This window comes from Xylanivirga thermophila, from assembly GCF_004138105.1.
Lineage (GTDB): Bacteria > Bacillota > Clostridia > Caldicoprobacterales > Xylanivirgaceae > Xylanivirga > Xylanivirga thermophila.
Window position 1 is genome coordinate 1 of record NZ_RXHQ01000004.1, and the last position, 14,129, is coordinate 14,129.

Annotated in this window: 13 protein-coding genes; 5 read left to right on the top strand and 8 right to left on the bottom strand. The window is 33.8% G+C overall.

What is annotated here, in order from left to right:
* Positions 1 to 314, bottom strand: a 314-nt coding sequence (locus EJN67_RS14205) for a helix-turn-helix domain-containing protein (protein ID WP_243641219.1), incomplete at its 3' end; no start/stop codon positions are given.
* A 152-nt stretch (positions 315 to 466) separates the two neighbouring features.
* On the opposite strand from EJN67_RS14205, the gene proC reads away from it, so the two are divergent.
* The 3 genes from proC (at position 467) to EJN67_RS03230 (ending at position 2,743) form a co-directional block, all read left to right on the top strand.
* The gene (gene proC / locus EJN67_RS03220) at positions 467 to 1,285 is read left to right on the top strand and encodes a pyrroline-5-carboxylate reductase (RefSeq protein WP_129722306.1); all 819 of its coding nucleotides are present in this window, start codon (positions 467 to 469) and stop codon (positions 1,283 to 1,285) included.
* Positions 1,282 to 1,728 (top strand): ribonuclease HI, encoded by a 447-nt coding sequence (gene rnhA, locus EJN67_RS03225; RefSeq protein WP_129722309.1) that lies wholly within the window; start codon positions 1,282 to 1,284, stop codon positions 1,726 to 1,728. Before proC ends, rnhA begins: the two co-directional genes overlap by 4 nt.
* A gap of 139 nt (positions 1,729 to 1,867) precedes the next feature.
* On the top strand, positions 1,868 to 2,743 hold the full coding sequence (locus tag EJN67_RS03230; RefSeq protein WP_129722312.1) for a tyrosine-type recombinase/integrase: 876 nt from the start codon (positions 1,868 to 1,870) through the stop codon (positions 2,741 to 2,743).
* 738 nt (positions 2,744 to 3,481) lie between these two features.
* Here EJN67_RS03230 and EJN67_RS03235 read toward each other — a convergent pair.
* Positions 3,482 to 3,667, bottom strand: coding sequence for a hypothetical protein (locus EJN67_RS03235; RefSeq protein WP_129722315.1), 186 nt, complete (start codon positions 3,665 to 3,667; stop codon positions 3,482 to 3,484).
* A gap of 118 nt (positions 3,668 to 3,785) precedes the next feature.
* Between EJN67_RS03235 and EJN67_RS03240 the strand changes: the two genes are divergently transcribed.
* Positions 3,786 to 4,853, top strand: coding sequence for a tyrosine-type recombinase/integrase (locus EJN67_RS03240; protein WP_129722318.1), 1,068 nt, complete (start codon positions 3,786 to 3,788; stop codon positions 4,851 to 4,853).
* Positions 4,854 to 4,946: 93 nt separating this feature from the next.
* Positions 4,947 to 5,561 carry a transcriptional repressor LexA gene (lexA, locus tag EJN67_RS03245; protein ID WP_129722321.1) on the top strand — a complete coding sequence of 205 codons (615 nt, stop codon included), beginning with the start codon at positions 4,947 to 4,949 and terminating at the stop codon, positions 5,559 to 5,561.
* Positions 5,562 to 5,611: 50 nt separating this feature from the next.
* Here lexA and EJN67_RS03250 read toward each other — a convergent pair whose 3' ends face one another.
* From EJN67_RS03250 to miaB, 6 genes are all read right to left on the bottom strand, one after another.
* Complete coding sequence (locus EJN67_RS03250) at positions 5,612 to 6,886, bottom strand: methionine gamma-lyase family protein (RefSeq protein ID WP_129722718.1); 1,275 nt, start codon at positions 6,884 to 6,886, stop codon at positions 5,612 to 5,614.
* 80 nt (positions 6,887 to 6,966) lie between these two features.
* Positions 6,967 to 7,212 carry an RNA chaperone Hfq gene (hfq, locus tag EJN67_RS03255; protein WP_129722324.1) on the bottom strand — a complete coding sequence of 82 codons (246 nt, stop codon included), beginning with the start codon at positions 7,210 to 7,212 and terminating at the stop codon, positions 6,967 to 6,969.
* 83 nt (positions 7,213 to 7,295) lie between these two features.
* Complete coding sequence (miaA, locus tag EJN67_RS03260) at positions 7,296 to 8,225, bottom strand: tRNA (adenosine(37)-N6)-dimethylallyltransferase MiaA (protein ID WP_129722721.1); 930 nt, start codon at positions 8,223 to 8,225, stop codon at positions 7,296 to 7,298.
* 33 nt (positions 8,226 to 8,258) lie between these two features.
* Positions 8,259 to 10,043 (bottom strand): DNA mismatch repair endonuclease MutL, encoded by a 1,785-nt coding sequence (mutL, locus tag EJN67_RS03265; RefSeq protein ID WP_165000702.1) that lies wholly within the window; start codon positions 10,041 to 10,043, stop codon positions 8,259 to 8,261.
* A 13-nt stretch (positions 10,044 to 10,056) separates the two neighbouring features.
* A complete protein-coding gene (gene mutS / locus EJN67_RS03270; RefSeq protein ID WP_129722330.1) occupies positions 10,057 to 12,681 on the bottom strand; it encodes a DNA mismatch repair protein MutS in 2,625 nt (874 codons plus the stop codon).
* A gap of 1 nt (position 12,682) precedes the next feature.
* Positions 12,683 to 14,032 carry a tRNA (N6-isopentenyl adenosine(37)-C2)-methylthiotransferase MiaB gene (miaB, locus tag EJN67_RS03275; RefSeq protein WP_129722724.1) on the bottom strand — a complete coding sequence of 450 codons (1,350 nt, stop codon included), beginning with the start codon at positions 14,030 to 14,032 and terminating at the stop codon, positions 12,683 to 12,685.
* Positions 14,033 to 14,129: the final 97 nt, after the last annotated feature.

Here is a 14,129-nt window from a genome sequence, read left to right on the forward strand (position 1 = left end):
TTTTCTTCAGCAAAATTAATAAATGCTTCTGCCTGTATTAACTTACATTTACGACCACAATTCTGGCGGTTCTTTTGATAAACTGCCTGTCCAGTCTCTGGGAAGTAAGCTTCATATGTTTCCAAGTTGCTTTTTAACTGGAGAGCTGTTCCCCGCTTTATTTCTCTGCTAATAGTGCTTGGCTCTCTACCAAGTTGTCTTGCGATATATCTAATACTTTTCCCCTCATTTAGCAAAGCACATATTATTCCACGTTCATATGAATTTAGATGTTCAAATTTGCGTGTACCTGTGTTACAATTAGAATTAGCCATAGCGAGCACCTCACTGTATTAGTTTTTTTTGGTTAAAAATATTATACATGATTTTCTCGCTATGGTTCTATATTTTTTTGGTGTTGCATTTAATTATACAACGAACCGTTTTTTATGTGGTATAATCTAATTTAGAGGAGGTTAAAAGAAAAATGAATAATATAAATAATATTTCTATAGGCGTTATAGGAGCAGGAAACATGTCAACTGCTATAATAAAAGGTATATTATCTGAAGACTTAATTCCGTCTAAAAACATTTGGGTATATGATATAGATCAATCAAAGTTGGACACAATCGTAGAAAATACATATATACAAGGGGCAAATAACAATAATCAATTAGTCGAAAAAAGTAATATTATAATTCTTGCAGTAAAACCTAATATATATCCTTCTATTTTAGAAGAAATTACCCCTTATTTAACTTCGAGCAAGATATTGATCTCAATAGCAGCAGGTATTAGCATAAAATTTATAAACGATAAAATAAAAAAAAGATGTAAAGTGGTACGCATTATGCCCAATACGCCAGCATTGGTGGGTTATGGAGTAATTGCATTATGTAAAAATCATGAACTAGATGAAAAAGAATTGGAATATGTAATCAGTATATTTAAGTGTCTCGGTAAAATAGAAGAGGTAGATGAAACGCTAATAAATGCAGTAACAGGTGTAAGTGGTAGTGGTCCCGCTTATGTTTATATGTTTATAGAAGCTTTGGCAGACGGGGGCGTTATGATGGGGCTTCCTAGGGATCAAGCTTATAGAATGGCAGCTCAAACAGTATTAGGAGCAGCTAAAATGGTGCTTGATACAAAAGAACATCCTGGAGTTTTAAAAGACGCAGTATGTTCACCTGGAGGAACCACCGTGGAAGCAGTATATACATTAGAACAGTCTGGGTTTAGGGGGATTATTATGGATGCAGTAAAAAAATGTACAGAAAAAGGAGAATTGCTTACCAAATGAAACATGTAGATATATATACAGATGGTGCCTGTAGTGGCAATCCTGGTCCAGGTGGATGGGCAGCAGTTTTAATTTATAATAATATAAAAAAAGAAATATCAGGATATGAAAAAGATACAACTAATAACCGAATGGAACTTTTAGCACCTATAAAGGCATTATCCATATTAAATCAACCGTGTGATGTAAATATATATACTGACAGTGCGTATGTATTTAATGCCTTTGATAAAGCTTGGTTGCAAAAGTGGCAGAAAAATGGCTGGAAAACAAGTTCAAAACAACCTGTACAAAACAAGGAGCTTTGGGAACAACTTATAACCTTTGCAAATATACATAATATAAAATGGATAAAGGTCAAAGGACATAGCGATAACGAAATAAATAATAGATGCGATGAACTAGCAAGAAATGCAATATCTGAAAATAAAAAAGATGGCTAAAAATAAAACCATCTTTTTTATTTTTTAACAATACTCGTTCCATAATTACACTTATGGAACGAATTTTATTGCTTTGTAATATGGATAGTGAGATAATATAAATATTGAAAATACGTGGAAGGGGAGAGGGAAGAAATAAATGAATGAAGAGATCATTAAGGAATACGAGCGATATTTATATTATAAAGGTAAAAGTATAAATACAGTTGATACATATATTAGAAGCATAAAGGGGTTTATGTGTTTTATAGATAAAGATCTTCTATCTGTAAAACAACTAGATATAGACGAGTATAAATCATATTTAAGAAGGAAAAAATGTATTAATGGAGGGAAGCTTTCTCCCAAAACCATAAATATAAAACTTTTAAGTTTATCATCCTTCTACGAATTCGTAGAACAAAAGAAAAAGATTTTTCTTCCTATAAGTATAGAACTTATAAAGATTCAAAAAGTTTATTATTTGGAAACTGCTATTATAAATGTTGAGGATTTTTATAATCTTGTGGATAGTGCACAAAAAAACGAAGATTTAAGGGCTATATCTATATTTTATACGCTATTTTTAACCGGTATGCGAGTATCTGAGATATTACAGCTTACAGTAGATGATATTAACAGAAAAGAAATTAGTATTGTAGGCAAAGGTGGTAAAGTAAGAAATGTATATATGGCTGATGAATTAAGTAAAATACTCACAGAATATGTAGACAAACAAAGAATAAATAAAAGCGACATGCTATTTACTGGAGAACGGGGGCCAATAACAAGGCAGACTGTAAACAGAATAATAAAAAAATATGCTAGAATAGCTGGTGTAGCTTTAGATAAAAGTCATGCACATGCATTTAGGCATTTATATGCAAAAGAAGCTGTAAACAGCGGTAGATATATATCAGATATAGCGGATGAATTGGGACATAGCAGCTTAGATACTACAAGAATCTATACGAGAAAAACAAAAGAAGAAAAATATCGTGAACTCAATAAATACTTAAATTCAAAAGTTAAATAATTATTAAAAACACACAGTTAAAAACAGCTTCAGTATTTGCCCGCTAATGCATTTTCGATAGGGCACTAGACTTCTTATATGGATATTATATAAAAAGCGCTGTACATCTATATATAAGTCTCTAATGAAGTGGAGGTTTTTTATTCTCAGTACTATGCGCAAAATACAAGTTTTACGAATAGTACTGAGAATAAATTTGGCATTTTTTTACTTCCTATTAGCTATAATTTTTATACTCCATATACCAGCTGCTATCATGAAGATAATGCCTGAAACAGCTATCCAAAATATCAGTTTATTCTTCATCTTCTCTCTCCTACTATATATTCTTTAGATAAGAACAATTTTATTCCCAGCTATTGTTTACTTTTATGCATAACTTAGATAAGGCATATAGATTTTCAACAGTTTAAATATGACGAATAAAATATTTAAGATTAATTTTTGTAGTAATGCTAGTTTTTATTTTCTTCTCCGTAGAATATATAAGCATAGCCACAATTGAAACAAATACCATTATAACAACAGTTATAATGCCGAACATGAGCCACCTCTTCCCTTCTTTTATCTGTTTATCGTTTCACATATACTCATGCCCATGTAATGTAAACAAAAACTCCATGAAAATTTATACGGGTATATTATGTAACAGTTACATATAGATTTTATAAAAAAACTGAATAGCCAATCTGCCTCTTGGCAGACTGGCTATTCAGTTTTTAAGAGCATTTTTTAATATTAGCAGCAAAAACTGCCTCCACCACAAAATAGAAAAACTAATATTAAAAAGAAAAACAATAAACTGCTTCCATCGTCACAGAACATATTACCGCAATTACAAAATATTATAACCAGCAATAAGAAGAAAAACAGTATACTATCATCACATGAACAACCCCATTTTCCTGCTAATCCTTCTGCCATGGCTATTCCTCCTTCCATTGATTCTACTTTCAGTATATGCTTTTAGCCACATTTGTGTTATTTATGTTATAATTACAATAGATAAAAATAACTATATTTATTATAAGGAGTAATTTTTATGGCACAGCAAAAAGATTACTATACAGTCCGTTATCAAACCAATATAGAAAAATTGAGAAATGTACTAAATGATCTGCCTCCATTTTGCAGAGAGTTTTTCAGAGGTATTGAAAATAATACATCCATACTCACAAGAGTAAATTATGCTTATGATCTAAGGTTGTTTTTTGAATTTTTAACAAATGAAATGGAAGATTTCTCAGGTTTAAAATCGAATGAACTTACATTAGATCATTTAAACATGGTAGGATCTACTCACATAGAGATGTTTTTGGAATATATTACATTCTATACAAAAACAAATGACGATACTTATAAGGAATATCAAAATAGTGAATGTGGTAAAGCTCGAAAATTATCCGCTATTCGTTCATTATTTTCATATTTCTTTAAAAAAGAAAAGCTTGAGAAAAATATAGCGGAATTAGTTGAAATACCCAAGATATATGAAAAACCCATAATACGTTTAGAAATAGATGAAGTTGCACGGCTCTTAGATCTAGTAGAGTCAGGCGAAGGTTTAACAGATGTACAAAAACGTTATCACCAATATACCCGTACTAGGGATCTTGCAATATTAACCCTATTTTTAGGCACAGGCATAAGAATAAGCGAATGTGTGGGGCTTAATGCGTCTGATATAGATTTTGACGTAAATGGATTTAAAATTACTAGAAAAGGTGGCAATGAAGTTATTCTCTACTTTGGGGATGAAGTCAGAGAGACTCTTTTGGATTATTTAGAAGAACGTAAAAATGTCACTCCTCTGCCAGGACATGAAGATGCCCTTTTCCTATCCCTTCAAAAACGCAGGATCAGTAACAGGGCTGTACAAAATTTGGTTAAAAAATATTCCCAATATATCTCTCCACTAAAAAAAATATCACCCCATAAACTTAGGAGCACCTATGGCACAACCTTATATCGCCAGACGGGAGATATATATCTAGTTGCCGATGTACTAGGACATAAGGATGTAAACACCACTAAAAAGCACTATGCTGCAATAAGCGATGAGCAGCGGCGTAAAGCTGCCCGAATAGTTAAACTAAGAGACGATGAATAAGCTATATTTGAGATCATTTATTCTTCGAACATAGGTTTGTATATGATATAAAAATATGATATAATAAGTAAAACAAAATATGGGGTGTAATTTATGGGAAAAGATACTCTAAGTATAAAGCAAAAAGAAATATTAAAATTTATACAAAATGAATTAATATCTAAGGGTTATCCGCCATCGGTTAGAGAAATATGTGAAGCAGTAGGGCTTAAGTCTACTTCTACTGTTCATGCACATCTTGTTCGACTAGAAAAATTGGGCTATATAAAAAGGGACCCTACAAAACCTAGAGCCATAGAGTTAATAAACCATAATGCCTTTATATCCAACAAGGAACTGGTGAATGTGCCTATAGTAGGTAAAGTTACTGCAGGACAGCCCATATTAGCAATAGAAAATATAGAAGGTACCTTCCCCATATCTGTACAATTTTTAGGTAATCAAGAAGTGTTCATGCTTTCCGTTAAAGGAGATAGTATGATAGAGGCAGGTATACTAGACAATGATTATGTAATTGTCAATCAGCAACCTTATGCAGAAGATGGAGATATTGTAGTAGCGCTTATAGGTGATGAAGCTACTGTAAAAACTTTTTTTAAGAAAAAAGACCATATAGTATTAAGACCACAAAATCCATATATGGATGATATAATTGTAAAAGATGTAAGTATACTTGGTAAAGTCATTGGAGTAATTCGTCTATATTAAATATTAGCAGAGCTAGAATCCACATCAAATTGGATTCCAGCTCTTTATTTTTATATAACTATATAACCTTTTTCGGCTAATCTAGTGATAACAACCATTAATGCTAATTTTACATGAGAATACGTAAGCCCTCCTTGAAGATAGGCAATATAAGGTTCCCTTATCGGCGCATCAGCACTTAATTCTATTGAGGCTCCCTGTACAAACGTACCTGCTGCCATGATTACCTGATGCTCATAGCCTGGCATATCCCAAGGATAGGGTACTACATGACCGTCTACTGGAGATGCCCACTGTATCCCCTGACAAAATTCTATAAGAGCTTTGTCATCGTTAAATTTTATAGATTGTATTATATCAGAACGTTGTTCATCCCATTTAGGTAGTACTTCATACCCCAAATCTTCAAATAGTTTGGCTGTGAGTATAGCTCCTTTTATCGCCTCACCTACTATATGTGGCGCCATAAACAAGCCTTGATAAAATGCTCTATAGCCAGCTGCATATGAACCTACCTCCCGCCCTATACCTGGTGCCGTGAGTCTAAAAGATAATTTTTCTATAGCTTCTTTAGTACCTACTGCATAACATCCAGTAGGTGCCAATCCACCACCTGGATTCTTTATAAGGGAACCTACACAAAGATCTGCACCTATATGACATGGTTCCATATACTCCGTAAATTCCCCATAGCAATTATCAACCATTATATATATATTAGGATTTTGTTTTTTAACAACCTTTATAATTTTCTCTATTTCATCTATTGAAAGTGACTGGCGCCATGAATAGCCTCTAGAACGCTGTATAAGTACCAATTTAATATTTTTATTGTTTTTTATACATTCTAGTATGCCTTGCAAGTTTACACTACCTTCAGATGTAAGTTCTACCTCATTGTACTCAATACCCCATTCTTTTAGAGACTGGATAATATCATTTAGTGTATCATATGGTTGCCCTACTGCCGAAATAAATGCATCCCCAGGCCTTAATAGAGAAAACAAAGCATCACTTATTACATGGGTCCCAGAACCCCATTGGGGTCTTACTAGTGCATCCTCTGCACCAAATATCATAGCATAAAGCTTTTCTAGAGTGTCTCTTCCATCATCTCCATATCCATAGCCAGTAGAGGGATTAAAATGCCTTTCACTTATCTGACATTGCTTCATACACCTTATTATATTCCCTTGATGATATTCTGCTATGTTTTCTACTCTATCAAAAGCTTCTGTTATGAGATTATGAGCATCATTTACATATTTCTGTGCTTTAACTGATATTTGCAAATCTTTTATATATAAATCCTGCAATTCCTTCATATTCACTTTATATATTCTCTCCTTTTGTATGTTATATCATCAAAATAAGGAACCATATGTGGTTCCTTATTTTGAGAAAATTATTCTCTCTCTTGATTAGTATTTGCAAGCAATACAGGACGAGCCGGATTAACAGATGATACGGCATGTTTATATATCATTGTTTGCTTATTCTCGCTTTCGAGAATGATGATAAAATTATCAAATCCCTTTATAGTACCTCTAAATTGAAATCCATTCGTTAAATAAATAGTAACTGGAACTCTATCTTTTCTGATTTGATTCAAAAAAGCATCCTGCAATATTATGTTCCCTTTATTAGCCAATTACATAACCACCCTTCAACAAATATGTTACTAAAAATTCATGTGCCAATTTAATTATATCATAATTATAAGCCAAAGTTGACTTAATTTGAAGATATTTTTTTCTTTATATGTAATATAAGGTAATCTAACAGTTCATCCTTCGACCCAAACTTATCTATATCTACCCAGTGTATCCTTTTATCCCTTCTAAACCATGTAAATTGTCTCTTTGCAAACCGCCTTGTATCACGTTTTATTATATATATTGCATCATTGAGGCTGCATCTACCCTCTAAATATTCGATTATTTCCTTATATCCTAATCCTTGCATGGATATGAGTTCTTTCGTATATCCCATATTAAGAAGATTCTTTACTTCATCTATCAATCCATCTTTTAACATATTATCTACTCTAATATTTATATTATCGTATAGCTTTTGTCTCTCCATATTAAGACCTATCATGCAAAGTTTATAGGGAATAGGTGTTTGGGCTAGATCTTGCTTATACTGACTCATAGGCTTACCAGTAATATGATACACCTCTAATGCCCTTATAACCCTCTTTGTATCATTTGGATGAAGCTTATTTGCAGTAGCAGAATCAATATCCTTTAGCTTTTTATAAAGGGAGATACTCCCGCCTTCTTGTAACTCCATTTGCAGCTTGCTGCGAAATTCTTTGTCCTCCGTTGCATCGGTAAAATCCATTGGATATACTATAGAATTTACATATAGCCCTGACCCACCAACCAATATTGGTATTTTACCCCTTGAATATATTTGAGCTATTTTACAACTAGCTAATTGTTGAAACATGGCTACATTAAACTCCTCATCGGGCATAGCCACATCAATAAGATGATGAGGTATACCTGACATTTCTTCTATAGAAGGTTTAGCCGTACCAATATCCATATATTTATATACCTGCATGGAATCGGCTGAAACTATTTCACCATCAATTTTCTTAGCTATCTTAATAGATATATTGGTCTTACCTACTGCTGTAGGGCCTACTACTACCATCAATGGTATATCTTGCACCCCAAATTCCTCCTATCATTGAATTCTTTTAAACATTTTTTCTAGTTCGTATTGTGTAACTGTTATGGCAATAGGGCGGCCATGGGGGCATGTCATGGGAATATTGCTATTTTTTATTTCTTTAATCAAGTTAGCTATTTCTTCATCAGACAATGAATCATGTGCTTTAACTGCTTTTTTGCATGCTTTTTTAATTATTGCCTCCTGATTTATTAAAAAATCCTGATCTTTAGATAACTCACTATTTTTATCCAAGACCTCATTAAAAAACGCCTGTATATTCATTCCCGCTAAAGGTAGTGGAATACTCCTTATTGCAAAATGACTACCTCCAAAATGCTCTATTTCAAAGCCTAATGATGAAAATAGCTCCATATTATCTTGTAATATAACCATTTCAGCATGGGTCATCTCTAATACAAGTGGAGGCATTAGCTCTTGACTAGCCATTTCCCGATTTAGCGCTTTGGATTTTAGCTGTTCATATATAAGCCTTTCATGGGCGGCATGCTGATCTATTAGGTATATCTTATCGTCACACTCCACTATTACATAAGTAGAAAATATCCTTCCTATTATGTTTGGTATACTATCGGCAAATATATCTATATTATTATCATAATCACTTTTATTAATACCTATCTCAACAGTGTCTTTTTTTTCACCTATGTATATCTGCTTGGGCTTAGAAGCTTTCAGTGGTATCTCACCAGATGCTTTAATTCCTAGATCTTTAGTATCATCTTCTGCAGATAAAGGTCGACTAATTGATGGAAGGCTTTCAGACCTTATATTAACAGAAGGTATATAACGAATTCGTTCCAGTTTATTTTTTATTATATTCAATATTATATCATAGATATATTGCTCCCGCCTAAATTTTATCTCGGTCTTAGATGGATGAACATTTACATCCACATCATTAGCAGGAAGATTTATATGCAAAACGGCCCAAGGAAAATGGTTTATCATTATATAATCCTTGCAGGCTTCCTGTATACATTTAGATAAAAGTCCGCTTTTTATATATCTTCCATTTACAAAAAAGGACTGATGTATCCTGTTGGTACGTGATAATGATGGCTTGCCTATATACCCTTTTATAACCATCTCACCCTCTATTGCTTCTATCCGTATCATATCATCCACAATATCCTTTCCATAGACAGATATTATAGATGATATGATTTTCCCATTCCCCGACGAATGGTATATGGTTTTCCCATTTACTATATATTTTATTGAGATCTCGGGATGGGCTAATATAAGCTTTAATACCAACTCACTTATATTAGCCGTTTCAGCACGAACAGATTTTAAAAACTTAAGGCGTGCAGGCGCATTATAAAATAAATTCCGGGTTATTATAGTAGTACCTTCGGGACAGCCAATCTCCTCTAGCGATATAATACTACCCCCATGATTTATTATTTTGATACCCGATATTTCACTTCTTTGACGTGTGATCATCTCCATTTGAGTAACTGAAGAAATACTGGCCAATGCCTCTCCCCTAAATCCTAATGAAACAATATTTTCCAAATCGTCTGCGGATAAAATCTTACTGGTAGCATGCCGCTCAAAAGCCAGACGGGCATCATCACTATCCATACCAATGCCATTGTCGGTCACTCTAATAAAAGCTATGCCCCCATCTTGTATCTCAATGGTTATAGCTGAACTCTCCGCATCAATAGAATTTTCTACCAATTCTTTTACTATAGATGACGACCTTTCAATTATTTCCCCTGCTGCTATTTGATTTATAGTAAACTCATCCAGTTGATGAATAATAGGCATGATCATTCTCCTTTTAACTACGCTTTTTCCTAACTTTTTGTACTAAGCCATAGAGTATATTCATAGCCTCCATAGGCGTAATATTTACTATATCAACGGCTTTTAGCTCTTCTTCAATTTTATGAGATTGAGAAGCAAAAAACGTTAACTGCTCAGATGATTCATTAATTTTAATATCTTCAGTTATCTCAGTATTACTACCTTTTTCATTTTCAAGCTGTTGCAATATAACTTTGGCTCGGTCAACTACTTCTGCAGGCAGTCCAGCAAGCTTGGCCACCTGTATTCCAAAACTTCTATCTGCACCACCTTGCATAATTTTTCTCAAAAAAATTATATCATCGCCCTTTTCTTTTACTGCAACACGATAGTTCTTTACCCCTGGAAGTTTACCTTCCAACTCTGTAAGCTCATGATAATGTGTTGCAAATAGCGTCTTGGCCCCTAGCTTCTCAGGATCTGCTATATGTTCTACCACAGACCATGCAATGCTTAATCCATCAAATGTACTGGTACCCCGCCCTATCTCATCTAATATAAGCAAGCTATTTGATGTAGCATTATGAAGGATATTGGATACTTCACTCATTTCCACCATAAAAGTACTCTGACCTAAGGATAAATCATCTGAAGCTCCTACTCTAGTAAATATTCTATCTACAATACTGACTTCTGCTTTTTTAGCCGGAACAAAACTACCTATTTGAGCCATTAATACTATAAGTGCTACCTGACGCATATAAGTACTCTTACCTGCCATATTAGGTCCAGTTATTATAACCAAACGTTCATCTGACATGTTTAAATGGGTATCATTAGGAACAAACTGTCCGTTAAGTAATGTTTTTTCCACAACCGGATGTCTACCGTCTAGTATGTTTATACTACCATCTGATATTATAATAGGACGTACATAGTTATTATCAATAGCTGTCTTGGCCAATGCCCACAATGCATCCAATTGCGATATAATTAAAGCAGTATGCTGTATTCTATTTACTTGGGAAGATATGTTCTCTCTTATCTCTGTAAATAATTGATATTCCAGCTTTATACTCTTCTCTTCCGCTCCTAGTATATTGTCCTCTACCTCTTTAAGTTCTGGAATTATAAAACGTTCAGAATTTGCCAAAGTTTGTTTGCGTATATAGTAATCTGGAACTAAATCATAATAGGACTTTGTAACATCTATATAATAACCAAATACCTTGTTAAAACCTACTTTCAATGTTCTTATGCCAGTCTTTTCCCGTTCCTTTTGTTCCAATTTAGCAATCCAGGTTTTACCTTGAGTAAGTGCTTCCCTGTATTTATCTAACTGTGAATTGTATCCGTTTTTTATAATATTTCCTTCTTTTATAGTAACTGGTGGTTCGTCTATTATTGCCTTATTGATAATCTCATATATATCTTCTAAAGTGTCCAAATTACTATGGAATTCTTTAAGTATATCAGATTTTGCATCCGATAACAGTAATTTTATATCAGGTAGTACTTCTATAGACTGCTTTAGTGATATAAAATCTCGAGCATTGGCATTGCCATATGATATTCTGCTCATAAGCCTTTCCAGATCATATATATCTCTTAGTTTTTCTTTTAGACTATCCAATAATATCATATCATGGAACATCTCATCCACGGCATCCAATCGCTTATTTATGCTAGAAGCATCTATAAGTGGTTGTTGAATCCAGTTACGCAACAGTCTTGCGCCCATAGCTGTATTAGTTTTATCCAGAAGCCAAAGCAGCGAACCTTTCTTACTTTTTGACCTTATCGTCTCAGTTAATTCTAAATTTCTGCGCGTAGCACTGTCTAATATCATATAGGATTCCTGATGGTATGACTTTATTTCGTTTATGTGCTGAAGCGAATTTTTTTGGGTCTCGGTTAAATACTCCAAAAGAGCTCCTGCCGCACATATCCCAAGCTCCATATTCTGACATCCATAACCTTCAAGAGAATGTACATTAAAATGTCTAAGGAGCGCCATATAGCTTGTATGCTGATCAAATGCCCAGTCATGATATACTGTTATATATGCGTTAAATCTATGCTTCATAGAATCCACTATGCCTGGAATTGCGGTTAATTCTTCATTTATAATTATCTCTCTAGGTAAAATACGGGATAATTCATCCAATAGCTTATTCCTAGTATTTTCTCCCTTTATTTCGCTGATCACAAATTCCCCTGTAGATACATCTACAAAAGCCACTCCAAATCCAGTTGAAGAATAAAATATGGATAAAAGATAATTATTTGTCTTCTCATCCAGCATAGATGACTCGACCAGGGTCCCCGGTGTTATAATCCGTATTACATCCCGCTCTACTAATCCCTTTGCCTCTGCTGGATCCTCCATTTGCTCGCATATCGCAACTTTGTACCCTTTTTCTATCAACCTTGCTATATAGCTCTCTACAGAATGGTAAGGAACACCACACATAGGTGCCCTTTCCTTTAAACCGCAATCTCTTCCAGTTAAAGCTATTTCTAATTCTCTCGATGCAATTATAGCATCATCAAAAAACATTTCATAAAAATCTCCCAATCGAAAAAATAAAAGAGCATCCTTATGCTGCTCTTTTATCTGCATGTATTGCTGCATCATAGGAGTTAAGGATGCCGACATATTATACTATAACCCCCTCTAAACTAAAACTTTTGGTACGAGTAATTTTTACTCTTACCAATTTCCCAATCATTTCTGTGCCACCTTCAAAATGTACCATTCTATTTGTCCTTGTTCTGCCGGATAGAAATCTATCGTTATTTTTACTTATTCCTTCTACTAAAACCTCTACTATTTTATCTCCGTACTCTTTATTTTTTTGCCTTGTTATCTCATTTTGTAGCTTCATTAATCTAGCTAATCGTTCTTTTTTTACTTCTTGCGGAATCTGATCTTCTTTTTTTGCAGCAGGGGTACCAGTTCTCGGCGAATACATAAATGTAAAGGCAGAATCAAATTGTACCTTTTCTACTATATCCAAAGTATCCAGAAAATCCTGCTCCGTTTCTCCTGGAAATCCTACTATTATATCTGTAGTAAGGGATATATCAGGCACTTTTCTCCTCAGTCGGTCAACTAATGTCAGATAATCTTCCTTAGTATAACGACGATTCATAGAAGAAAGTATATGATCACTACCTGACTGTATAGGAAGATGCAGATGCTCACATACTTTGTCACATTCTCCTATAGCTTCTATAAGATCTAATGACAAATCCTTAGGATGGGATGTCATAAATCGTACCCGCTGTATTCCGTCTATTTTGTCTATATCTCTCAACAAATTGGCAAACATATAATCTATGCCTAAATCCTTGCCATATGAATTAACATTTTGACCCAAAAGGGTTATTTCCTTATATCCATTTGCAGCCAAATCTTTTATTTCATCTATTATGTCTTGTGGCTTACGGCTCTTCTCTCTACCTCTGACATAAGGAACTATACAATAGGTACAAAAATTATTGCAACCATACATTATTGTAACCCACGCGGAAACACTCTTATCCCTAGCTATTGGTATATCTTCAACAATATCTTTACTTTCTGGTAATATCTCTACTATTGTAGCGTTTGCATCCATAGCGTCATATAGAAGCTTAGGAAAATGATGCAAATTATGAGTACCAAAAACAATGTCTACAAAAGGAAATTTTTTAGCCATTGTCTCTGCCATCTCTGGTTGTTGCATCATACATCCACATACACCTATAATCATATTAGGATTTTGCTGTTTAAGGGTTTTAAGTGCCCCCACATTTCCATATACCTTTTGTTCAGCATGTTCCCTAACACAGCATGTATTGTATAATATCATGTCAGCTTCACTTTCACTATTTGCCTCTTCATATCCCATCTTTTTAAGCATGCCTGATAGTTTTTCCGAATCATTGGTATTCATTTGACAACCATAGGTCACTATAAAGTATTTCAAAGCCTTATTAACTACTTTATTTCTTACTAGATCCATATATTTATCCAAAATTACATCAAACTCCCTTTTTATCGCTAAATATACGCTAAGATTATTATATATATTGTCATATAATAACGCAAGTTTTGGATAT

Coding starts and splice junctions, on each gene's coding strand:
- proC (WP_129722306.1), top strand. CDS start 467: ATGAATAATATAAATAATATTTCTATAGGCGTTATAGGAGCAGGAAAC.
- rnhA (WP_129722309.1), top strand. CDS start 1,282: ATGAAACATGTAGATATATATACAGATGGTGCCTGTAGTGGCAATCCT.
- EJN67_RS03230 (WP_129722312.1), top strand. CDS start 1,868: ATGAATGAAGAGATCATTAAGGAATACGAGCGATATTTATATTATAAA.
- EJN67_RS03235 (WP_129722315.1), bottom strand. CDS start 3,667: ATGGCAGAAGGATTAGCAGGAAAATGGGGTTGTTCATGTGATGATAGT.
- EJN67_RS03240 (WP_129722318.1), top strand. CDS start 3,786: ATGGCACAGCAAAAAGATTACTATACAGTCCGTTATCAAACCAATATA.
- lexA (WP_129722321.1), top strand. CDS start 4,947: ATGGGAAAAGATACTCTAAGTATAAAGCAAAAAGAAATATTAAAATTT.
- EJN67_RS03250 (WP_129722718.1), bottom strand. CDS start 6,886: ATGAAGGAATTGCAGGATTTATATATAAAAGATTTGCAAATATCAGTT.
- miaA (WP_129722721.1), bottom strand. CDS start 8,225: ATGGTAGTAGTAGGCCCTACAGCAGTAGGTAAGACCAATATATCTATT.
- mutL (WP_165000702.1), bottom strand. CDS start 10,043: ATGCCTATTATTCATCAACTGGATGAGTTTACTATAAATCAAATAGCA.
- mutS (WP_129722330.1), bottom strand. CDS start 12,681: ATGTCGGCATCCTTAACTCCTATGATGCAGCAATACATGCAGATAAAA.
- miaB (WP_129722724.1), bottom strand. CDS start 14,032: ATGGATCTAGTAAGAAATAAAGTAGTTAATAAGGCTTTGAAATACTTT.